This is a genomic window from Altericroceibacterium spongiae (assembly GCF_003610805.1).
GTDB lineage: Bacteria > Pseudomonadota > Alphaproteobacteria > Sphingomonadales > Sphingomonadaceae > Altericroceibacterium > Altericroceibacterium spongiae.
On the sequence record NZ_RAPF01000006.1, the window covers coordinates 279,738 to 302,099 of the forward strand.

At 57.7% G+C, this 22,362-nt stretch carries 18 protein-coding genes; 10 read left to right on the plus strand and 8 right to left on the minus strand.

The features are described from left to right. Nucleotides 1-41 precede the first annotated feature (41 nt). Entirely contained in the window at nucleotides 42-1,001 is a 960-nt protein-coding gene (locus D6851_RS13130) for a LysR substrate-binding domain-containing protein (protein WP_120325323.1), read from the minus strand. Nucleotides 1,002-1,238: 237 nt separating this feature from the next. Here D6851_RS13130 and D6851_RS13135 point away from each other — a divergent pair, with 237 nt between their 5' ends. Further along, complete coding sequence (locus D6851_RS13135) at nucleotides 1,239-1,748, plus strand: GNAT family N-acetyltransferase (protein ID WP_120325324.1); 510 nt, start codon at nucleotides 1,239-1,241, stop codon at nucleotides 1,746-1,748. A gap of 242 nt (nucleotides 1,749-1,990) precedes the next feature. On the opposite strand, the gene D6851_RS13140 is transcribed toward D6851_RS13135, so the two are convergent. Then, on the minus strand, nucleotides 1,991-2,176 hold the full coding sequence (locus tag D6851_RS13140) for a hypothetical protein (protein WP_120325325.1): 186 nt from the start codon (nucleotides 2,174-2,176) through the stop codon (nucleotides 1,991-1,993). Between the two features lie 244 nt (nucleotides 2,177-2,420). On the opposite strand from D6851_RS13140, the gene D6851_RS13145 reads away from it, so the two are divergent. The 5 genes from D6851_RS13145 to D6851_RS13165 all read left to right on the plus strand — a co-directional run bounded on the left by D6851_RS13145 (nucleotide 2,421) and on the right by D6851_RS13165 (nucleotide 6,996). Continuing rightward, nucleotides 2,421-2,792 carry a DUF2255 family protein gene (locus D6851_RS13145; RefSeq protein WP_120325326.1) on the plus strand — a complete coding sequence of 124 codons (372 nt, stop codon included), beginning with the start codon at nucleotides 2,421-2,423 and terminating at the stop codon, nucleotides 2,790-2,792. A gap of 89 nt (nucleotides 2,793-2,881) precedes the next feature. Continuing rightward, the gene (locus D6851_RS13150) at nucleotides 2,882-3,649 is read left to right on the plus strand and encodes an SDR family NAD(P)-dependent oxidoreductase (protein WP_120325327.1); all 768 of its coding nucleotides are present in this window, start codon (nucleotides 2,882-2,884) and stop codon (nucleotides 3,647-3,649) included. A gap of 91 nt (nucleotides 3,650-3,740) precedes the next feature. Beyond that, complete coding sequence (locus D6851_RS13155; RefSeq protein ID WP_120325328.1) at nucleotides 3,741-4,724, plus strand: aldo/keto reductase; 984 nt, start codon at nucleotides 3,741-3,743, stop codon at nucleotides 4,722-4,724. A gap of 417 nt (nucleotides 4,725-5,141) precedes the next feature. Continuing rightward, nucleotides 5,142-6,017 (plus strand): aldo/keto reductase, encoded by an 876-nt coding sequence (locus D6851_RS13160; RefSeq protein ID WP_120325329.1) that lies wholly within the window; start codon nucleotides 5,142-5,144, stop codon nucleotides 6,015-6,017. Between the two features lie 241 nt (nucleotides 6,018-6,258). Next, nucleotides 6,259-6,996 (plus strand): LemA family protein, encoded by a 738-nt coding sequence (locus D6851_RS13165; protein WP_120325330.1) that lies wholly within the window; start codon nucleotides 6,259-6,261, stop codon nucleotides 6,994-6,996. A 64-nt stretch (nucleotides 6,997-7,060) separates the two neighbouring features. On the opposite strand, the gene D6851_RS13170 is transcribed toward D6851_RS13165, so the two are convergent. Continuing rightward, nucleotides 7,061-8,662: a GMC family oxidoreductase gene (locus tag D6851_RS13170; RefSeq protein WP_120325331.1), complete on the minus strand. Its 1,602-nt coding sequence runs from the start codon at nucleotides 8,660-8,662 to the stop codon at nucleotides 7,061-7,063. Further along, complete coding sequence (locus tag D6851_RS13175) at nucleotides 8,662-10,311, minus strand: GMC family oxidoreductase (protein ID WP_120325332.1); 1,650 nt, start codon at nucleotides 10,309-10,311, stop codon at nucleotides 8,662-8,664. Before D6851_RS13175 ends, D6851_RS13170 begins: the two co-directional genes overlap by 1 nt. 106 nt (nucleotides 10,312-10,417) lie before the next feature. On the opposite strand from D6851_RS13175, the gene D6851_RS13180 reads away from it, so the two are divergent. Next, nucleotides 10,418-11,920 (plus strand): aldehyde dehydrogenase family protein, encoded by a 1,503-nt coding sequence (locus D6851_RS13180; RefSeq protein WP_120325333.1) that lies wholly within the window; start codon nucleotides 10,418-10,420, stop codon nucleotides 11,918-11,920. A 268-nt stretch (nucleotides 11,921-12,188) separates the two neighbouring features. After that, nucleotides 12,189-13,376 (plus strand): MFS transporter, encoded by a 1,188-nt coding sequence (locus D6851_RS13185; protein WP_120325334.1) that lies wholly within the window; start codon nucleotides 12,189-12,191, stop codon nucleotides 13,374-13,376. A gap of 126 nt (nucleotides 13,377-13,502) precedes the next feature. On the opposite strand, the gene purQ is transcribed toward D6851_RS13185, so the two are convergent. From purQ to purC, 4 genes are all read right to left on the minus strand, one after another. Then, complete coding sequence (gene purQ, locus D6851_RS13190) at nucleotides 13,503-14,180, minus strand: phosphoribosylformylglycinamidine synthase subunit PurQ (protein ID WP_120325335.1); 678 nt, start codon at nucleotides 14,178-14,180, stop codon at nucleotides 13,503-13,505. Beyond that, entirely contained in the window at nucleotides 14,180-14,419 is a 240-nt protein-coding gene (purS, locus tag D6851_RS13195) for a phosphoribosylformylglycinamidine synthase subunit PurS (RefSeq protein WP_120325336.1), read from the minus strand. Before purS ends, purQ begins: the two co-directional genes overlap by 1 nt. 112 nt (nucleotides 14,420-14,531) lie before the next feature. Then, the gene (locus tag D6851_RS13200) at nucleotides 14,532-17,459 is read right to left on the minus strand and encodes a M16 family metallopeptidase (protein WP_120325337.1); all 2,928 of its coding nucleotides are present in this window, start codon (nucleotides 17,457-17,459) and stop codon (nucleotides 14,532-14,534) included. 164 nt (nucleotides 17,460-17,623) lie between these two features. Then, nucleotides 17,624-18,424: a phosphoribosylaminoimidazolesuccinocarboxamide synthase gene (gene purC / locus D6851_RS13205; protein ID WP_120325338.1), complete on the minus strand. Its 801-nt coding sequence runs from the start codon at nucleotides 18,422-18,424 to the stop codon at nucleotides 17,624-17,626. A 206-nt stretch (nucleotides 18,425-18,630) separates the two neighbouring features. On the opposite strand from purC, the gene D6851_RS13210 reads away from it, so the two are divergent. Together D6851_RS13210 and D6851_RS13215 are read left to right on the plus strand one after the other, a co-directional pair. Continuing rightward, nucleotides 18,631-19,182, plus strand: a complete 552-nt coding sequence (locus D6851_RS13210; RefSeq protein ID WP_238474094.1) for a GNAT family N-acetyltransferase — start codon at nucleotides 18,631-18,633, stop codon at nucleotides 19,180-19,182. A 112-nt stretch (nucleotides 19,183-19,294) separates the two neighbouring features. After that, complete coding sequence (locus D6851_RS13215) at nucleotides 19,295-22,348, plus strand: TonB-dependent receptor plug domain-containing protein (protein ID WP_120325340.1); 3,054 nt, start codon at nucleotides 19,295-19,297, stop codon at nucleotides 22,346-22,348. The last annotated feature ends 14 nt before the right edge of the window (nucleotides 22,349-22,362 follow it).

The following is a 22,362-nucleotide window of genomic DNA, read 5'->3' on the forward strand; positions in this document are numbered from 1 at the left end:
ATGCCAACGGGGCCTTGGGTGGTGTTCTGGCCCCACCATTTCTAAATATTGCGATTGAGCGATGCCGTAACGGCTGCATTGAGCCAGTCGCGAAACCGGGCGATGGGCAAGGCGGTCCAGCGATCCGAACGGGCCATCAGCAGATAGGAGCCGAGTGAGATACGCTCAAAATCCTCATCGCTGCCCTTGATTTCAACCAGATCACCCTGTGCCAGCGCATCGGCTGCCAGAAAATGATTGGCGAGCGCGATCCCGCGGCCCTGAATGGCGGCATCGATGGTCAGATGAGCATGCCATAATTTCGGGCCGCTGACCTCCAGTTCTTCAGCTCCATGGCTGGCGAGCCAAGTCTGCCAGTTTTCGAAGCTTTCTTCATGGATGAGCGGATGATCGACAAAGTCGCTTGCCCTGTGGATGGGAGGGGCCTGTTCCAGATAGGCGGGCGATGCAACCGGGATGACGGCGGGGGAGGAAAATTCGAAATGGCGTACATTGGCGGGCACAGTCAGCGGTTCGCCATAAGTCGGAGAGTACCGTATATCGATATCGCCTTCATGCCGATTGAAATCCGGCTGCTGGTCGGCTGGCCGGACGTCCACTGCCAGGCCGGGTAAAGCGTTTTCGACATCGCCAAGCCGCGGCAAAAGCCATTTCGATGCAAAACCGGGGGTACACCAGATGGTCAATTCCCGATTGTCATGCTGTTTCATGAGATCGAGTGTCGCTTCGGCGAGAATGTCTATGCCCTGTGCGATACGCCGGTGATATTCATGCCCTTCGCGGGTTAGTGTCAGCCGCGAGTGAGACCGGTCTACAAGCACAAGATTGGTCCAGCTTTCCAGCGATCGGATATGGCGGCTCACCACGGTATGATCGAGTTGCAATGCGCGTGCGGCTTTACGAACACCGCCGAGGCGGGCCGCTGCATCGAAGGCGCGCAGAGCGGCAAATGGTGGAATAGCCTTGCGATCGGGAAGGAGGCCGAAAGGTTCACTGTCCATCGAATATAGGGAAGATCCAGAATGAGAGGAGCGATTATCCTGCACCATTTTGGATGCAAACGCAAAACGGGTAAGCGGACCGACCTGAAGTCAGGTCGTTTTGTCTCGTCTGTGCATGGTGTAACAAAGACACCGGACAACGTATGAGACCCGCCTGTTTATATAGCGAATCCTTGCCCATGATGAAGATAGGCTAATGTATGTGGCAAAGCCTGCGAACAAGCGTGGAGAATAGAAATGAATAATGTCGGGCCAGTAAGCTGGCGTGCGATGAGCGCTGCCGATTTGCCTGCTGTCAGCGAACTGGCCGATGCCATTCATGTCGATTATCCGGAAGAAGCAGAAGTCTTTGCGGAAAAGTTCACGCTCTATCCCGCAGGCTGTTTCATATTTGACCATGCAGGTACAGCGCTGGGTTATTTCATCAGCCATCCCTGGCTACGGAAAAATCCGCCACCGCTCAATCGCAAGCTCGGCGCGTTACCGGCACAGCCGGATATTTTCTATCTTCACGATCTCGCACTTGCGCCAGCTGCAAGAGGGCATGGGGCGGCCGGACATATAATCCGCGAAGCTGAAAAGCTGGCTGTGAAAGCGCATTATCACCGTATGGCACTGGTGGCTGTGGGCGATGCAGACACGTTCTGGTTGCGACAGGGCTTCGAACCGGAAATGGACGAAGAGATGCAGCGCAAACTGGCCAATTATGGCGAAAGTGCTATTTATATGGAAAAGGCTCTGGCCTGATCTGTTGCCCCGATCACGCCAATAGCTCGGCTCGTTTTCTGTAAAGTGAGTGAAGGCATTCAGAAGCGCTTGCTGACCAATACGGCCCATTCACGCGGTCTGCCGGGTTTGTCCGATTGCCATTGGCCGATGTATAAGAGGGGACATAATTAGCCGGTTCATTTCGTGCCGCTGTGCAGAAGCCAGACAGGCAGGAAACATCGATACGCAGCGTGAGAGTGGTACCGTCAGGGCGCTCGGCTTCATATTGAGCACCGATGCTCCATTTCCATTTGCTGGTAAAGGGGAGCAACGTCATTCAGGCGAACACCTGCGGGTTCATCGGCAGCATCGGCAATTTTCTTATATTCGAAGTCGATATAGCTCAGGGAGCCATCGATCATCAGACCGTAAACCGGCTGAATAGTGGTCTCTGTTTCAAAGCCCATTACACCGGCGCAAATCCGTCACAAGTCCAGTTCTTATGACTAAAGTCGACGATATCTTACATTATGCCAATGATGTGTCATTACCATACAGAGCTGGAAGCGCGCATTCGTTCCGTGAATTTCACTCACCGGAATGTGGACTGTGCCGGGGGTAATTCTTTTGCATGAAACTCTTACCTTGGCTGAGTGAATAAGGGCGGGGCTGGTCTCGCCCGCCTCGGCTAATAAGAGAGAGTGCAGAAATATGTGGACAGCAGAGCAACTCAGCCAGTTTGCCGATGCGGATGATTGCCGCATTTCCCCTTTCCGAGAGGATTGTGAAACTTACGGCACGCCCACTTTCATCTGGTCTGTCGTGGCGGAGGGGTCGCTCTATGTGCGCGCCTATAATGGGCGCGATTCCAGCTGGTACCAGGCGGCCCTCTCTCAAAAGGCGGGGCGGATATTTCTGGCGGGCGAGAATTATGAAGTGTCTTTCGAGGGCGCGGAAGGCGATATCAATGATCGTATCGATGAAGCCTATCGAGAGAAATATGCGTCCAGCAACTATCTTGGATCGATGATATCGAAGCGGGCCCGTGCGGCCACGGTCAGGGTTTTGCCGCGCGTTTCGTAAAGCTGAAGCGAAGGAAGAAAGCCACGGTGCTCTTCAGCAGCGCACCGTTTCTGTGCGGTTCAATTTTGTTAGCGATGAAAGGGAATGCGATGCGTAAATTGCTTGAAGGTAAGACCGCGATTGTCACCGGGGCCAGCAAAGGTATCGGTCTGGCGATAGCGCAATTATTTGCCGAGGAAGGCGCTAATGTCGTGATGACGGCCCGAGGTAAAGAGACACTCGATAAGGCTGTCGAAACTATTGTTAGCGAAGGTGGAGTGGCCAGAGGTATCATTGCGGATTCGAGCGATCCGGCGGTACCGGCAAAAGTCTTCGCCGAGGCGATTGAAGCCTTCGGGCAGGTCGATATTATGGTCAATAATGCCGGCTCTGGCGATATGGTCGCTATTGAAGAGGCAAGCGATGAGCACTTCGCCGATATTATGGAACTGAACCTTGTCGGGCCTTTTCGCTTCTGCCGCGAGGCTGTGAAGCATTTCATGCCGCGCAATGAAGGGCGCATTATCAATATTTCGTCGGTAAATGGCACTTTGCCGATTTGTGGTGTGGCCTACACGTCGACCAAGGGCGGCCTGAACATCATGACTAAAAACATCGCCATTCGGTTGTCAGGTACCAACATACGCTGCAATGCCATTGCGCCGGGCATTACCGATACCGATGCCGCCCGAGCCTGGGCTGCCGGAGAGCAGGAAGGCGGGGATACGATGCTCGAATTTTCGGATAAATACGTCAACACCAGCGTAGCTTCCACCGAACCGATCGATCAGGCCTATGCTGCCCTCTATCTTGCCAGTGAAATGGGCAAAGCCGTAACGGGACAGGTCATCACCGTCGATAACGGCGCCTTCCTTTGAGGTGTAATGTAGCGAAAATGATTTTTCTGCCCTGACCGCCTTTAAGGGCGGAGGGGCGGTTCGTTGTCGGGCATTATAGAGAGAATTTAGCATGAAAACGCGTAGACTTGGCAAGAGCGGACTGGAGGTTTCTTCGATTGGCCTTGGCTGTATGGGAATGAGCTTCGCTTATGGCGCTCCCCCTGAAAAGAGCGATATGATCCGGCTGCTCCGCGATGCGGTGGATCGTGGCGAAACATTCTTCGATACGGCCGAGGCTTACGGGCCTTTCACCAATGAGGAATTGCTGGGTGAAGCATTCGCCCCGATCCGCGATCAGGTCGTCATTGCAACCAAGTTCGGTTTTCGAAACGGGCGACCGGGTGACGGTCTGGACAGCCGGCCCGAACGCATTCGTGAAGTGGCCGAGCAATCTCTGCGCCGTCTGAAAACGGACAGGATCGATCTTTTCTATCAGCACCGCGTCGATCCGGATGTCCCGGTCGAGGATGTGGCCGGCACAGTTAAAGCCCTTATCGAGGAAGGTAAGGTTAAATATTTCGGGATGTCCGAAGCCGGCATCGGATCAATCCGCAAAGCCCATGCAGTTCAGCCGCTTGCTGCGATCCAGAATGAATATTCGGTCTGGTACCGAAAGCCTGAAGATGAATTGTTTCCGCTGCTCGAAGAGCTGGGTATCGGCCTTGTGGCTTATAGTCCGCTTGGGAAAGGCTATCTCACGGGTAAAATCGATGAGACCACGCAGTTCGAAGAAGGGGACATGCGCACCACAACTCCTCGTATGCAACCGGAAGCACGCAAGGCCAATCACACTTTTGTGATGTTGCTTGAGCATGTCGCGGCCCGTCTGGAGGCCACGCCGGGGCAGGTGGCGCTGGCCTGGGTTTTGCAGCAGAAACCATGGATCGTGCCAATTCCCGGCACCACAAAATTGTCTCGTCTGACAGAAAATCTGGCCGCGGCCGATTTGCAACTGTCAGCTTCGGACATGGAAGAGATTACGTCTGCTGCGGATAAACTGTCAGTTCAAGGCGCAAGATATTCGGAGCAGACCGAAGCCATGTCCGGAAGGTGAATCTGCGAAGTGAGGCCGTGGTGTGCTGCACGGGCGGGAGTGCAGGGCGCAAGCAATGTGGCGGTCCGAAAAAGATCGGCCTCATATGGCCAAGGTGCTGAAGTGCAGGGGCTGGTTTGATAATCCAAGGTTGTTGAATGCAGCTCATCATTCTATTGCCTGTGAGGTGCCTTATCCTGCGGATCGCAAGAGCGTACATAGAGTATAGCGCAGGTCCGGATCGGGAACTTGTATGAAGAAACAGGTCGATGGGCATTCTTTTTGAATAGCGGTTTCCAATCGACCGTCAGCACTGATCGTTTCTTGTCGGGAAAACATCATCTGCCGGATCGTTGGGCATAAGATAGTTTTCTCGACCAGTAGCGCACCGATCCGCTCCGTATCGCGGAAAAGATCCAGATTTGAAAGGTGAAACGCATGATTTCTGATGAAACCTATACTCTGTCCAACGGGGTAAAAATTCCGAAGCTTGGTCTCGGCACATGGATGATTGAAGATGACAAGGTTGCACAGCTGGTGCAGGAAGCCGTCAAACTCGGTTACCGTCATTTCGATACGGCGCAGGCTTATGAGAATGAGCGCGGCGTGGGCGAAGGCCTGCGCAATTGTGGCGTGGCCCGCGATGAGTTGTTCCTGACAACCAAGCTCGATGCAGGGATCAAGAACTTCGCAGACGCCAGGGCTGCGATTGACGGTTCATTGCAGACACTGGGCCTCGATACTATCGACATGATGATTATTCACAGCCCGCAACCCTGGACGGAATTTCGTGAAGGTGAACACTTCTTCGAAGGCAATCTCGAAGCATGGCGCGCGCTGGAAGAGGCGCATAAGGCCGGGAAACTCCGTGCAATCGGCGTTTCCAACTTCGAAAAGATCGATCTCGATAATATTATCGATAACGGCTCGGTAAAGCCGGCGGTCAATCAGATCCTCGCTCATGTCAGCAACACGCCTTTCGAACTGATCGACTATACCAAGAGTAAGGATATTCTGGTCGAAGCGTATTCTCCGGTCGGTCACGGTGAAATTCTGAAGAACAAAGATCTTTCGGCTATGGCCGAGACATATGGGGTCGGTGTTGCACAATTGTGCATCCGTTATTGTCTCCAGCTCGGCCTGCTGCCCTTGCCGAAAACGGCTACGCCGAAGCATCTGGAAAGCAATATTGCAGTGGACTTCACGATCAGCGATTCGGATATGGACGTGTTGAAAAACTTCGCACCGATCGAAGATTATGGCGAAGCAAACTTCTTCCCCGTCTACGACAAGAGCCCTCGCAACAACAAGTAAGTTGCTGATATATATAAATTTGCAGGCGGCTTCATGTCTTGTGGAGCTGCCTGCAAACTGGCCTTGCACCAGTTTGGGATATTCGAAGAAATACCAGTCTGGCAGGAAATGTTTGAAGTATGGAGCTCTGACAGAGCGATATAGTGTTGCTGACTATTCTGGTGAAGAAATCGGTATGTCGCCGGGTTTTCTGATGAAATTTCCCACGCTATAGCTGGCTCCTGAATATCCGGGAGCTGTTATGACGCTGTTTCTTATACTTTTGATCGCCATCGCGGTCTGGCTGTTTATTTCCTATAATAAGTTACGTGCGCTGGCCGAGAATGTGAAGCGGCGACAGGCGAATATTGCCGCTACGGTGAAGAAGCGGCACGATATCGCTCAGCGTTTGTCCGACATTGCGGCGAGTTATGGCGATCATGAGAAGCTCACGCATTTCACTGTGGTGGAAGGCGAACAGAACATGCATGAGGCCAGCGCGGCGGCTGCCGATGCTGCGCGGGTCATCGGTAATGTCCAGATGCTTGCCAATCGCTTTCCCGAACTCAAAGCCAATGCGACCTATCAGCAACTGATGGTTCAGCTCGATGAGATCGAAAGCACGATCCTCGAACGGCGTGAAGCTTATAATGAGGCGGCGCAAAACTATAATGCGACGCGCGGCAGCCTTCCGCATCTTTTCTATGCCGATGCTCTGGGATTTACCGAGGCTCCTTATTTTGCGGTGGATGATGGCGGTGCCGAGCAAATGGCCTCATTTCGCACAGACGATGGCAAGATCCTGCGCGAAACGATGGGCCGTATGGCCAATCTGGCCACGACGCATGCACAAAGTGCAGCCGAACGGATCAAAGCCACCAATGACCAGTTGCGCAACGGCGAGGCTGGTAGCGGTGAGGCGGCACCCGATGGCGGTTCTGCTGCCGGACATTCCTCAGAAGGCAGTGAGGCCGATAAGGCGGATAAGTCCGCCAGCTAATCATAAAGATACTCCTGCCAGCCAGAAACGGCGTTTCTGGCTGGCAGAATAAAAGCGATAGCAATCAGGCCTGCCGGAGAAAATCGGCCGCGCGCTCACCGATCATGATACAGGCGGCATTGGTATTGCCGCCGACAATGCGCGGCATGACCGAAGCATCGGCAATACGCAGCCCTTCAATGCCCCGTACACGCAGTTTTTCGTCGCAAACGGCGTCAGTCCCGGTTCCCATGGCGCAGGTGCCGACAGGGTGCATCGCTGTGTTGACGGCATTGCGCAGCCAGTCATCCATTTCCTGTTCGCTCTCCACGCCGGGGCCGGGGAAGGTTTCGCCCGAGAGCAGTTCCGCAAGAGGAGGGGTGGCGAATAGCGCGCGCATTTGCGGGATCACGCGACGGAAAAAGGCGCGGTCGCCTTCGGTGCTCAGAATATTGGTGAGGATACGCGGCGGTTGTTGCGGATCGGCAGAGGCCAGCTTGACCCATCCGCGGCTTTCAGGGCGGAGCTGAACACAGGCCATCGCGACCGTATCTTCGATATGTTTGCGCCATAGTGGCCCCCATAGCCGGGCCATGATAGTGGTGGGCTGGAACAGACATTGTGCATCGGGCCGTTCAAGCTCGGGGCGCGTCTTCACGAAACCATTGGCGATGACCGGCAGGCTGGCAATGAGTCCCTTATGCCCCGTCATCCAGCGCAGGACGGAAAGCGCCATCCGGTCGATCCGCAAGTCGGGGTTGAGAGTATATTCATGCTGCGCGCGGTAAATCATCGCAATTGAGGGATGATCCTGTAAATTCCGGCCGACACCCGGCAGATCGTGCACCACGTCGATTCCATGTTCGCGAAGTTCTTCGGCCGGACCGATGCCGGAAAGCATCATCAGTTGCGGTGTGTTGAAAGTGCCGCCCGACAGGATAATCTCGCGATTGGCAGAGAGGCGTTTAGGGCCTGTACCGTCATTGAAGTGAACGGCTATGGCACGCCCGTTCTCGACCTCTATTTTCGTGACATAGGCACCGGTAATCACTTTGAGATTAGAACGCCGCATGGCGGGCCGGAGAAAGCGGGCCGCAGTGCTGCCCCTCGTGCCGTCATGCACAGAGAGATCGGGCGTACTCCACCCTTCCTGTTCGGCCCCGTGATAATCGGCCATATAGCGATAGCCGGCATTTTCGAGCGTCTGTTCGAAAACCGGATGCAATTTCATGGTTGCAGGGTGTTTGCTGATCGTCAGCGGGCCGCCTTTGCCGTGATAATGATCTTCAGGTCCCCAGTGATCTTCCGATTTCTTAAAAAAGGGCAGCACATCGTCATATCCCCAGCCGGCAAGGCCAAGCTGGCGCCATTCATCGTAGTCGCGCGCATGGCCACGGGCATAGAGCATGCCGTTTATGAGCGATGACCCGCCGAGCCCCTTGCCGCGCGGCTGGCGCAGGCGGCGATTATTGGCGTGCGGTTCTTCTTCGCCCTGATAATTCCAGTTATAGCGTTTATCTGCCATCACCTGCGGGAAGGCGAGCGGCATGACGAGCTTGATCGCTTTTTCATTCCTGCCCGCTTCGATCAGCGCAACGCGGATGGCCGGATCTTCGGAAAGCCGGGCGGCGACAACCGCACCGGACGATCCACCGCCCACAACGATATAATCTGGCTTTGCGGACATCAGGCGGCCTCCGTTTCGGGTGTCTCGTCAGCGGGCAGGCTGCGCCCGTGAATAATATCGCTCGCCTTTTCGGCGATCATGATGGTTGGCCCGTTCGTGTTGGCGCCGGGCACATCGGGCATGATCGAAGCATCGACCACGCGCAGGCCTTCCGTGCCAATCACCCGCAATTGCGGATCGACGACGCTGTGCGAGCCAATGCCCATGGCACAGGTGCCGACAGGGTGCTGTGTGACACCGGCGGTTGCGCGAATATGGGCGTCCAGCGCTTCATCGCTCCGGCAGTCGGCACCGGGCAGAATTTCTTCTTTGACGAGCGAGGCCTGCGGCTGAGTGGCATAGATTTCGCGCACCATTCGGATGCCGGCCCGGACGGTGGCAAAATCGGCTTCATTGTCGAACAGGTTAAAGCGGATTGCCGGCAGATCGTGCGGGTCGGAGGATTTCAGCCGAACGGACCCGCGCGCTTGCGGATGGAGCAGGATAACATCGGCGGAAAGAACATGGGGCGGTTCTTTGCGGAAACCGGGGAACCACAGATCCGATCCGATTTTCACCGGATTGGCGAAAAGCTGGATATCGGGCCTGTCGAGCCGGGAATCGGTGCGCAGCATGGGATTGGCGCTGTTGACCTGCCGCGAGAAAGGGCCGGTGCCGAACAGGTACCAGCGAATAACCGACATAGCCGCCCGGTCGAACCGGAGCTGATTGACGAAAGTGATCCGCCCATTGGCAGCGAATTCCACTGGCACGCGGGGATGTTCGGAAAGGTTGCCGCCGACACCGGGGCGGTCGAGCAGCACATCTATGCCTCGTTCGCGCAAATGGTCCGCCGGGCCGATACCCGAAAGCATCAGCAATTGCGGTGAATTGTAGGAGCCGCCGCACAGAATGACTTCACGCCCTGCTTTCACAATCTCGACCGCACCATTGCTTTCCGTCTCCACCCCGACCGCCCTTTTGCCTTCGAACAGAACGCGGCGGGTAAGTGTATCGGTGCGCACAGTGAGGTTAGGGCGGTCCATAGCGGGTTTGAGATAGGTCTCATATGTTGATGCACGGCGACCTTTCTCATCGATCGTCAGTTCGACCCGGGACGCGCCTTCTTCATTACCCGAATGAATATCTTCGGTGATCGGATAACCCGCCCGCTCAATGGCTTCCATCAATTCGTAATGCAGCAGATGCCGATCCGAATTGCGGGCAATGGGCAAGGGCCCTTCGCCACCATGCACATCGTCCGATCCGCGCCAGCTGCGCTCCAGTCGCCGGAAATAAGGCGCCACTTCGGCATGGCTCCAGCCGCGGCATCCCTTCTGCGCCCAGCCGTCGAAATCGCGGCTATGGCCCCGCATATAGACCATTCCGTTGATCGAGGATGAGCCGCCCAGCATCTTGCCGCGCGGCAAAGGCAAAACGCGATCGTTGCAATACGGTTCGGGCTCACTGCGCATTGGCCAGGTATATTTCGGATTGAGCAGCGCTTTCAGAAAGCCGAGCGGCATGCGAATCAGAAAATTCTCCGACTTCTCTTTTCCGCCACCCGCTTCCAGCAGCAGCACACGCACATTCGGGTCCTCGGTCAGCCTTGCGGCGAGCACCGATCCGGCAGAGCCTGCGCCCACGATGATATAATCGTATTCGCTCAATGGAACATCCTCTCACAATCTGGCACCGGATTTTTATGGTAAGTGGTGCTTACAATTCTTATGCCTCTATTCGAGACAGGTCACAAGCATTGGGAGAGAGTCAATTATGAATGAAGATCTGAACAGCCGTGTTGAGGCGCTTAAGGCGCAGTGGAGCAAGGCTCCGGCGAAAATGCTGATCGGTGGTGAATGGCGCGAATCACAAAGCGGCGAGACATTCACAACCGAGAATCCGGCCGATGGAACTATTCTGTCGGAAGTCGCCGCTGCCGGGCAGGCCGATATCGACGCTGCTGTGGCTGCTGCGCGCAAGGCCTTCGAAACCGGACCCTGGCCGCAGATGAAACCCGACCAGCGGGCCAAATTGCTGCTCAATCTGGCCGATCTGATGGAGAAACATGGCGATGAGCTGGCTTTGATCGAAACGCTCGATGTCGGGCGGCCGATTCAGTTCAGCCGGATGATCGATGTCGGCGGTTCGGTGGGGCAATTGCGCTACAACGCCGGCTGGGCCACTAAGATTACCGGCGAAACGCATGAAGTTTCCGCGCCGGGCGAGTGGTTGTCCTATGTGCTGCGCGAACCGATCGGAGTCTGCGCACAGATTGTACCGTGGAACTTCCCGCTGGTTATGGCGGTGGGCAAACTTGCTCCTGCGCTGGCGGCGGGTTGTACCATTGTACTCAAGCCGGCTGAGCAGACGCCGCTTTCAACACTGCGTCTTGGTCAGTTGATTCAGGAAGCGGGTATTCCCGAAGGCGTGGTGAATATCGTTACCGGGTTGGGACGCACCGCCGGTGCGGCGCTGGCATCGCATATGGATGTCGACAAGGTCGCCTTTACGGGATCGACCGCCACGGGCCGCGCTATCATCGACGCGTCCAAAACCAATTTCAAGCGCGTCCAGCTCGAACTGGGCGGGAAATCGCCGACTTTCATCTTTGCCGATGCGGATCTGGCGAAAGCGATTCCAGCCGCTGCGATGGGTATCTTCTTCAATGCCGGACAGGTCTGTGCGGCAGGATCGCGCCTGTTCGTGGCCGAAGAAGTGGCCGATCAGGTGCTTGAAGGCATCGCCGGAATGGCAAAGGCTCTGAAAGTCGGCCATACGCTCGATCCCGATACTGTAATCGGCCCGCTTGTTAGTGAGAGCCAGCTGGATCGGGTAACAGGCTATATTCAGTCAGGGCAGGCCGAAGGGGCCGATGTGCTGGTCGGTGGCCAGCGCAAGGACGGCGAGGGCTGGTATGTCGAACCGACCGTTCTGGTGGAAACCGAAGCCTCGATGAAAGTCCGCAAGGAAGAGATTTTCGGACCGGTTCTGTGCGCTGCACGTTTCAAAGCCGAAGAGGATGTGGAACGGCTGGCGGCTTACGGCAATGAGACCGAATTCGGCCTCGCCGCATCGATTTATACCAGCGATATCACCAAGGCACATAAGCTGGCACGTCGCCTGAAAGCGGGCTCTGTTCGCATCAACGGCTCGCCGGGAGTCGATCCTGCTCTGCCGCTTGGCGGATACAAGGCCAGCGGCTGGGGTCGTGAAAACGGCAAGGCCGGAATCGAAGCCTATACCGAGCTGAAATCGGTCACTGTCGGTCTTGGCTGAGATGCTTAACTGACCGGATCGATAATGCGCCATGTCAAGGTCTGCCGGGCCGGGCATGGCGCATTTTCCGGGCACGATATCGTCCCTTTCGGAATCATGCAGCCAGCCTCTGCCCAGGCACGATAGGTGAGTGCAGCTCATCGGTGCAGGAAACAGTCCGGGACTTTTCCATTGTTCCGACTGAACCTAACTAATGGATTTCAGCGATCATCCCGCGCAGTCCGCATGTCGGCGGTGCGCGCTCGCCTGTCCATAGAGTTTTGCCGATATGTCTGACGCACACCACTTCATGACGCGCAAAAGCGCGATAGCTCTCGGCGCACTCGCATTGGGCGCCTTTGCCATTTCCACCTCGGAATTTGCGAGCATGGGGCTCTTGCCGCTCTATGCCGAGGGGCTGAATCTGAGCATACCGGCGGCGACGAATGGCATCACAGCCTATGCGCTGGGGGTGACGATCGGCGCACCGCTTCTCACCATAGCTGCGGCGCGGCTTAACAAGAAGGTGCTGCTGATCGCGCTGATGGGGCTGGCCTGTCTTGCCAATCTGCTGACGGCCTTGTCCGGTGATATGCTGTCGCTGGTCGCTGCCCGTTTTATGAGCGGTTTGCCGCAGGGGGTCTATTTTGGTGCCGCTTCGGTAGTGGCGACCCGGATCGTCGGGCCGGAGCGGGCGGGCAGGGCGGTATCGCTGGTTTTCTTCGGGATCTCGGTTGCAACCATTGCCGGGGCCCCGGTGGGAACCTTCATCGGCCAGCAGAGTGACTGGCGCGCAGCTTATGTCGCGATTGCTCTTCTCGGGTTGTTCGCTGCCATGTGTCTTGTTTTCGCCATTCCTCAGCGATCCGATATGCAGGGCAGTTCCGTTATACAGGAACTGACATCGCTACGCCGCTGGAATGTATGGATCATGGTCCTGTTCGGGTCTTTCGCCGTATCCAGCCTGTTCGCTATCTATACCTTTATCGGACCGCTGGTGACCGATGTCGCGGGAATGAGCAGCGAGATGACGCCCGTGGCACAGGTTCTGATCGGTTTCGGCATTGCGCTTGGTGCGCTTTACGGGGGCGGTCTGGCGGATCGCTATCGTTTTCGTGCGCTCATCCTGGCCCTGATGGCGGCGATGGCGGCTATGGTGGTGATGTATGCGGTTGCGCCTTATCCAGTCGGTCTTCTTGTCACTCTGTTTGTGACAACCTTCCTGCTGAATTCCGCCGTACCCTCCATCACGGTGCGGATGATGGAAATGGCACCCGAATCGCCGACCATGATGGGCGCACTCAACATGGCCGCTTTCAACATCGCCAATGCGGTGGGCGCGGTAGCCGGAGCGGTGACTGTCGATGCAGGGCTGGGGCTGCGCTCTCCGATCCTGGCCGGTTTCGGCCTGACGGGTTGCGCCCTTCTGATCCTGGCAGCGGCCTGGCGCCATCTGCGTCGGCACGCGGCCGGGTGATCGGGTTGTCAGTCTGACAATTGCGGATATGCCTGGAAGGAAGGCTCGATTATGCCCGATGCGGTGACCCCCGCATCGGGTTTGGCAATCCGCATATGCCGATTATGCCGCAGAGCGGGCGCAGGATCAGGCTGCCACGAGCCCTTTTACCGCGCTTTCGAACAAAGCACGGCCGTCGGTGCCGCCGTGAATGGTTTCCACCGCCCGTTCGGGATGCGGCATCATGCCCAGCACATTGCCCGCTTCATTGAGCACGCCGGCAATATCGCGGCGTGAGCCGTTGCAGGCTTCGGCATAGCGGAAAGCGACGCGGCCTTCGCCTTCCAGCCGGTCCAGCATATCGTCATCGGCAAAGAAATTACCATCATGATGCGCCACCGGAATGCGGATGGTTTCGCCTTTGCGATAGGCATTGGTGAAAATGGAGCTGTCATTTTCGACAATCAGCGGCACGTCGCGGCAGATGAAATGCTGGTTCGCATTGCGCATCAGTGCGCCGGGCAGCAATTGCGCTTCGGCCAGCACCTGAAAGCCGTTGCATACGCCCAGCACTGCGACGCCGCGCGCGGCTGCTTCGATCACCGCTTTCATGATCGGGCTGCGCGCCGCCATAGCGCCCGAGCGCAGATAGTCCCCATAAGAGAAACCGCCGGGCAGAGCGATGAAATCAAGATTGTCTGGCAGAGCGGCATCGCCGTGCCAGACGCGAACCGGTGCGGTGCCGGAGACATTCTCCAGCGCGACCGCCATATCCCGGTCGCAATTGGAGCCGGGAAAGGTGATGACAGCCGAACGAAAAGCCATCAGGCGTTCTCCAGCTTTTCGATCCGGTAGTTTTCAATGACCATATTGGCGAGCAGCTTGGAGCACATCTCGTCAAGCTGGGCATCGCTGATGTCGTCGGCGACATCGAGTTCGATCAGACGGCCGGCGCGCACATCGTTCACACCGGAAAAGCCAAGGCCTTCCAGCGCATGATGAATGGCGCGGCCCTGCGGATCGAGCACGCCGGGCTTGAGGCTGATATGGATCTGGACTTTCATCGGCACATCTTTCGAATTGGAGCGGTGCTGGAGGACAGCGAATGCTGCAACGGCCTATGCCTGTACCGGGCCCCGGCTGCAAGAGGCGGCGCGGGCAAAATCGCGGTCCGTATCATGGCTTTTGCGGCTCCCTAGAGCGGGGAAGGACAGTGATTTCCAGCCTTTTATCCGGGCTGAGATAGCGCTTCGCTACGTCCTGAAGGTCCTTCGCCGTCAGCGATTCCAGCTCGGCCTTGCCTTTGGTGAAACGGGCAATCCGGTCTGCCTGACTATGCGCGCGATCGACAAGGCTGAGCCAGCCATTATTGTTTTTGAGCGCATTGTCATAGCTTTCGAGCAGCGGCTGGCGGGCACGCAGCAGCGTATCGGCATCGATCGGGGTGTCGATCAGTGAACGTACCGTTTCGAGCATGGCCTGCCGCGCAGAATCCACATCATCCACATTCAGGGATGCGGCGATGGTGAAAGTGCCGTAATCGTCGTAAATGTCGGACTGGCTGGCATTGACGCCGGGCGAATAGGTCTGGCCCAGCTCTTCGCGCAGGCTGGCGGTCAGTTCCAGCCGCATAACTCTTTCGAGCAGGCGAAGTCTCGCGGATTCGGCGAAGTCCTTGTCGTCGCGGGTCGGCCAGGTCATTCGCAGCAATGCCTGATCGTCGGCGCCGTCATGATAGATGATGCGCGGGTGGCGATCCTCGGTGAAACGGCGCTGTCGGTTGGCGGTATAGGGGCGGTCCTCCGCCTCGCGCTGTGGCAAGGCGCCCAGCGTATGGCTGACCAGATCGATCACCCGGTCGGAATCGAAATCGCCGACAATGCCCAGTTCCAGTGCACCATGATCGAGCCGGTCGCCAATGTCCTGACGCAATTTATCGAAAGTCAGCGAGAGATAGGCATTTTCGGGCTGGAGCGTGAAACGCGGATCATTGTCCGAAACGATAGCGCCCAGCGCATTGGCCAGCGCATTGTTCGGTGTGGCGGTCAATCGGGCGAAGAAATTGCGGATATTGCGGCGATAGCGCAACTCGCCGACCTTGCGATATCCCGGATCGCTGATGGCTGAGGCGAATAATTGCAGTTGCAATTCCAGGTCGCGCGGAGTGGTCTCGGCAGCCATATCGAATGTCTCGCTGGCAGCCGATAGCGAGAAACCGACACTGCGCCCGGCGAGGATAGACTGCAATTCGTCATAGCTATGCTTGCCGAGGCCGCCCAGCGGCAGCACCGAAGACATGGCGGTGGCCAGCGGATTGTCTCGCGTGTTGAGCATTTTCCCGCCATCGATATTCAGTTCGACCAGCACGCGATCCTTCTGGAGATCGGTCGGCTTGAGGTTGAGCACCAGCCCGTTATCGAAGCGCACTGTGCGGATGCCGAGCAACGGCTCGGTCTGATCCGACACAATCGTTCCCGGCGTTCCGAAATTGTCATAGCCGAAATCGGAAAGCTGGACCTGATCTTCGGGTTTCAGCTCTTCGGCCATGCCTTCTTGCCAGACTGCGCGCAGAGCCTGTTTACCGCCCTCGGGTGCGGTCTTGCCTTCGAAACGGATCAGCGGATCGTCGAGTGGAACCAGCTCTTCCTGTAGGGCCTGCAATACACTGTCCGGGGTGATATCCGGTTCCAGCGCCTTGAACCGTTCCAGTGCGCTGGCCGATGTTGTGGGCACCTGATCGTCGGCCAGCAGCATCAGTGCACTGTTGACATAGGACGCGTTGGAGCGGGTAGCTTCCCCGGCGGCGGCATTTTCCAGCGCAGTGCGTAAACCGGCGACCTGTTCCTGCACTTCGGCCTCGGAAAAGCCGAAAGCCAGCGCGCGGCGATATTCGGCGATGGCGGCATCGAAGGCCGGGCGCCATTTGCCATTATCGGCATCGACGACCAGATTGGTGGTGCGGCCCGCCTCGAAAACTTCGCTGGTGCCGAGCCCGGCTCCGCGGAAAGGCGGGTTGTCGCTCCGCGCAAGGCGCTGAAAACGGCGGTTGATAATGCCATAGCCGATCTGGCGCAGAACATTCTCGCGGCGATTGGCAATCGTGTCGGGTTCATTCAGCCAGACGCCGCTGCGCGATGCGGTGATGCGTTCGGGAAGGCTGGGATCGAGATAGATCTCAGTCTCGCCCCGATGATCGGGATCGATCGGACCGGCGCCGGCTTTTTGCGGCGCTGACTGACCTTTCCAACCGTCGAAATGCTGGTGAATAGCAGCTTCCACGGCATCCGGATCGAAAGCACCAACCACGATCAGAGCGGTATTTTCGGGCTGGTAGAGCCGCTGCCACAAAGCTTTCAGCGCCGGTGCATCGGCTTTTTGCAAAGCCGCATCCGTGCCGATGGGCAGCCGTTCGGGAAAGCGGGCGTCAGGATAGAGGAATTTGAAACGGTCGGTCGTATTGCGCAGACTATAGGTGTTGCGCACAAGCTTTTCGGAAAGGACCACCCCCTTTTCGCGTTGTACCGCTGCCGGATCGAAAGTCAGTTCGCTGGCCGTTTCACGCATCAGCATCAGTGCGGTGTCGAGCAGTTTGGGATCGTTGCGCGGCAGATCGAGCTTGTAGAGCGTATAGTCGAAACTGGTGGAGGCATTGGTGTCCGCGCCGAAAGCCAGACCTTCGCGTTCCAGCAATTTGACCATTTCGCCTTCGGGCACATGGGTCGAGCCGTTAAAGGCCATATGCTCGATAAAATGGGCATAGCCGCGTTCACTGTCCCTTTCGGACAGAGAGCCCGAATCCACCCGCAATTGCACCATGCCTTGCCCTGCGGGCGTGTCATTATGCCGTATAATATAGCGCATTCCGTTGGCGAGCACGCCGAAACGGTAATCGGGATCGAGCGGGAGATCGCTTTTTTCGAAGGCCCAGTCCGGTTCGTTGGCAGGAGCGGTAACGGAAGCAGGGTCTTGCCTGTTGTTTCCCTTGCTCGCCGGGGAGGCGGTCTCGACAGGTCTGACCCGTTCCTGTGTGGCGCAGGCTGTCATGGCGAAAAGCGAAGTGGCAAGCAGGAGAGTGCGGGCGGACGTCAGAACCGGAGAATACATGCCAGTGGCTTAGGGTGCAGTCCGTGAACGGGCAATATCCGGGACGTCATCAGACACAGGAAAACGTCGCTTTATCGCGCAAAATGCCTGCGAGGAGGCAGAACCCCGACATAAAGCAACGGGCGCCGTAGCGCCCGCTGTTCAGATCTGCAGGGGAATGGCGATCATTTCTTCGGTGGGCTGTTGCGCATCCGGCTGCGATGGTTGGCCATATCGAGCACTTCACCGGGGCCGCCATCGACATTTTCGAGCAGACCGAGCCTGCGGGCGACTTCCTGATAAGCTTCTTCCTCACCGCCGAGATCGCGGCGGAACCGGTCTTTATCGAGCTTTTCGCCGGTTTTCATATCCCACAGGCGGCAGCCATCGGGGCTGATCTCGTCGGCCAGAATGATCCGGCTGAAATCGCCATCCCATATGCGGCCGAATTCGAGTTTGAAATCGACCAGACGGATGTCGATGGCGGCGAACATGCCGCACATGAAATCATTGATGCGGATCGCCATCGAGGAAATATCCTGCATTTCTTCGGGCGAGGCCCAGCCGAAACAGGCGATATGTTCCTCGGCGATCATCGGATCGCCCAGAGCATCGTCTTTATAATAATATTCGATCAGCGTGTGCGGCAGCGGTTCACCTTCTTCAAGGCCGAGCCGCTTGCAGATCGAACCGGCAGCGACATTGCGCAACACCACTTCGATGGGCACGATTTCGCACTGGCGCACGAGCTGTTCGCGCATATTCAGCCGGCGAATAAAATGCGTCGGAATGCCAATATGCGAAAGCCGCGTGAAGACATGCTCCGAAATACGGTTATTAATGACACCCTTGCCGTTGATGGTGCCTTTTTTCTGCGCATTGAACGCAGTGGCATCGTCTTTGAAATACTGGATCAGAGTGCCGGGTTCAGGGCCTTCATAGAGAATCTTGGCCTTGCCTTCGTAGATCTGGCGGCGACGGGACATGGGCATGCATCCTTCGGGAGCGCAAAAGACGGCGCCCCGGCGATACGGCCTCCTGCCATGAAGAATCACGCAGAAGAATACGGAAAGGCCAGGGCGTTCCCGAGCGCCTATATGCGCAAAGTCGCCATAAGGCAATTGCAGCCCATAACACTGCGGGTTAGCACGGGCTTATGGCCTGTAAGATTTGCACATTCCATGGCGCGGATATGGCGCGATTTCTCGACGATCTGGGCGCCTTGCGGATCAGCGTCTTCGCGCAATACCCTTATCTCTACGATGGCGATCCGGACTATGAAGCGCGCTATCTGCGTGAATTTTCGGAAGAGAAGGGCAGCGTGATGGTGGCTGCGCTGGAGGGGGAAAGACTGGTGGGTGCGGCCACCGCATCGCCCATGGCAGGGCAAAAGCCGGCCTTCCGGCAGGTTTTCGAAGAGCGCGGCCATGATGTTTCGCGGATTTTCTATTTCGGTGAAAGTGTGTTGCTGTCAGCCTGGCGCGGGCAGGGTATCGGCCATGCTTTTTTCGACGAACGGGAAGCGGCAGCGCGCGCGGCGGGGGCGCAGATGGCGGTGTTCGCTTCGGTGATCCGGCCTGCCGGCCATCCCGCAAGGCCTGCCGGTTACAGCCCGCTCGATCCGTTCTGGCGCGCCCGCGGCTATGCGCCGATGGACGGGCTGGAAACCGAACTGGCCTGGAAAGAGCATGGCGAAGAACGCGAAAGCCCCAAAGCGCTGCAATACTGGATGCGGCACCTCTGAGCCTCCCGGTCCGGCGCTCTTGTGCTGACAGGGCTGCCAACTCTTCGCAATTGACCTCGATGCCATTCTGCGTAACTGCGGCCCGGCCTTTGAGGGAATAGATAGGGTTCGAATGAAAAAGGGTGGGAAACGGGCCGATGCTGGGCGTCTGGTTTGGGCATTGTGTTGCGGCAGTGCAATGTTGGCGCATCCTGCCCTGGCACAAGACAATGGTGCGGCGACCGGCGAGGCGACATCGGGTGCGCTTTCGGACAATCCTGAAATTCTCGTCACCGGCACGCTGATTCGCGGATGGACGCAGAAGGATGTAGCGCCGGTCGATGTCATCACCGCCACAGATCTTGCCCGGCAGGGTTCGCCCACCATGGTCGATCTCTTGCGGCAATTGCCCAATTCGAACGGGACGCTGGCGGAATCGGCACAATTCGATTCGCGCAGCCAGTTCAATGAAGGCACCGCATCGGTCAATCTGCGCAGCCTCGGGCCGCAACGCACGCTGGTTCTGCTGAACGGCAAGCGCATGGTGTCCAGCGCTTCGGGCAATGTGCCGGTGGTGGATATCAATATGATCCCCGCCGCTGCGCTCGAACGGGTGGAGATACTGAAAGACGGGGCAGCGACCACTTACGGATCGGATGCGATTGCCGGTGTCGTCAATTTCGTGACCCGTACCGATCAGGACGGGTTTCTGGCAAGCGGCGATTATCGCTATATTGACGGGTCTGACGGCGATGGCAGTGCTGCGCTGAGCTGGGGCGGTAGCATGGGCGATGCGCGGCTGTTCCTCTCGGCGGGTTATCAGCATCGATCCGAACTGCGTGTGACGGATCGCGATTTCGCCATGCTGCCTTATGACCGCAACCCGCAAGGGGGCTGGTCGGGCGGCGGCGCACCGGGCAATTTCGATTTCAACGGCTCGGCGGGCGGTTTGTCTTTCACCGCCGATGAAGGTTGCGAAGCGCTGGGCGGCTTTCGTTCGCGCGCAGGGTCGAGTGCCGATCTGTGCAACACGGATTACCTGTCCTATTCCAATCTGATCGAACCTGAGGACCGTTATCAGTTTCTCGCCGATCTCTCTTTGCCGCTGAGCGATCGTGTCGATCTGCGCCTGACCGGGCTTTACGGCCATACCGATACGGTGCTGACCACCACACCGAGCTATCTGCCGACCATTTCGCCCTCGGAAAATGCCGCCTATGGGGGCAGCGGATTATTCGTCATCCCCTCTTATGCGCCGGCGCTGATCGATTATTGCGCCCGTTACGGGGAGGCTGCGGGATGTTCGCTCGGTGCCGATAACCGGCCCGACCGGGCTGCGCTCGCTTATCCGGTGCGCTTTCGCTCGCTGCTCGCTTCGGGCAATCCGCTCTACGATAATGACCAGGGTGCGGCAGTGCTCGACCGCAATTCGGATTTCTATCATATTTCGGGCGAATTGCGGGCCGATCTTTCGGATAGTCTGCAACTCACCACCAGCCTGACCTTCAGCGAATATGACCGATATTTTCAGGGCGGCGACAGTTTCGTCGATCCTCTGCAGAATGCGCTGGCGGGTTTCGGCGGCGCCGGTTGCGCTTATGCCACGCCGCAATCGCGCGCCGGACTGAGCGAGGCGGAGCTGGCGGCAAGGGCGGGGCGCGATGGCTGCCTGTTCCTCAACCCCTTTTCCAGCGGCATGGTGGGCAATTCCATCACGGGTGAAGCCAATCCTCATTTCGCCGGAACGGACAATCCCCTCGGCCTCGACCTGACACCGGGAGCGGGGCTTATCAACGATGCGTCCGTGATAGAGAGCTTCTTCACGGTGATCGAGCGCGGCGCCAATACGCGGCAATGGGTCGGCGATGCGGTGCTGTCGGGTTCGACCGGCATCACCCTGCCGGGCGGCGATGTGCAATTTGCGCTGGGCGGGCAATATCGCAAAAATCGTTATGCCCGGACCTATGGCGCGACCAATAATCTCGACGCTTATCCATGCCCCGGCTCGGTGCTTGTGGCCGATGCGACCTGCGATACGGAAGTCGGCCCGATCGGCTTTCTCGGTTCCAATCGCAATGTCGCGGTGTCGAGCGATGTCCTGGCGGTTTTCGGTGAGCTGCAACTGCCCCTGACCAGCCATATCCGCGCGCAAATTTCCGCCCGCTACGAGGATTACGGTGCAAGTGTGGGGTCCACTTTCGACCCGCAGGCGCGGGTGAGTATCGGGCTGACCGACTGGCTGACCTTGCGCGGCGGTGTCGGTTCGACCTTCCGCGGCCCGCCATCCGAAGCCACCGGCGCCGATCTGGTGGTGATGAATTTCATCGGCGGGGCTTTTCGCCCGGTCGATCAGCGCGCCAATCCCGCACTGAAACCCGAAAGCGCCACCACCTATAATGCTGGCTTTACTGTCGCCAAAGGCCCGCTGCATGCGAGTCTGGATTACTGGCGCTACGATTTCGAGGGTGCCATCGAAGGCGAGCCGGTGAATGGCATCGTCTCCGCTCTGTTCGGTGCCAGCGGCACGGAGAATTGCGGCAATCCCGCATATGCCGGGCTGGAAGCGCGCTTCACCTTTTCGGGTGGTGTGTGCGGCGCGTCCAATGTCCAGCGCTTCACCACCTATAATATCAACGCGGCCGATGTGATGACTTCGGGTGTGGATTTTCAGGCCAGTCTCGAACAGGGGCTGGGCGATGTGCTGTTACAGGGCGGTGTGTCGGGCAGCTATGTGATCGACTATAAGGTAGGCGATGTGGTGGTCGAAGGGATCACCGTGCAGCCCGCTTTCGATGCCGCAGGCAGCCTCAACTATCAGACGACCGCCTATCCGCTGCCGCACTGGAAGGGGCAGCTTTTCGCACAGGCCCTGTGGGGCAGGCAGTCGCTGCGTTTCCAGCTCAATTATATCGGTCCCTATACCGACCGGCGCGGCGATGCGGTGTTCGGCCCGGACAATGCGGTGCTGGCGGGGGAAGCCGTTACCGCCGGCAAGCGGATCGGCAGTTTTGCAACGCTCGACATGAGCTACCGGATCACTTTGCCGAGCCGCACGAGCCTGTCGCTCACGCTGGCCAATATTTTCGACGAAGATCCGCCTTTCGCCCGCCTCGACCAGAATTACGATCCGCTGACAGCCAATGCGCTGGGCTTCACCGCGAAAATCGGTGTGACGCAGGCTTTCTGACCGGAGTGATCTGG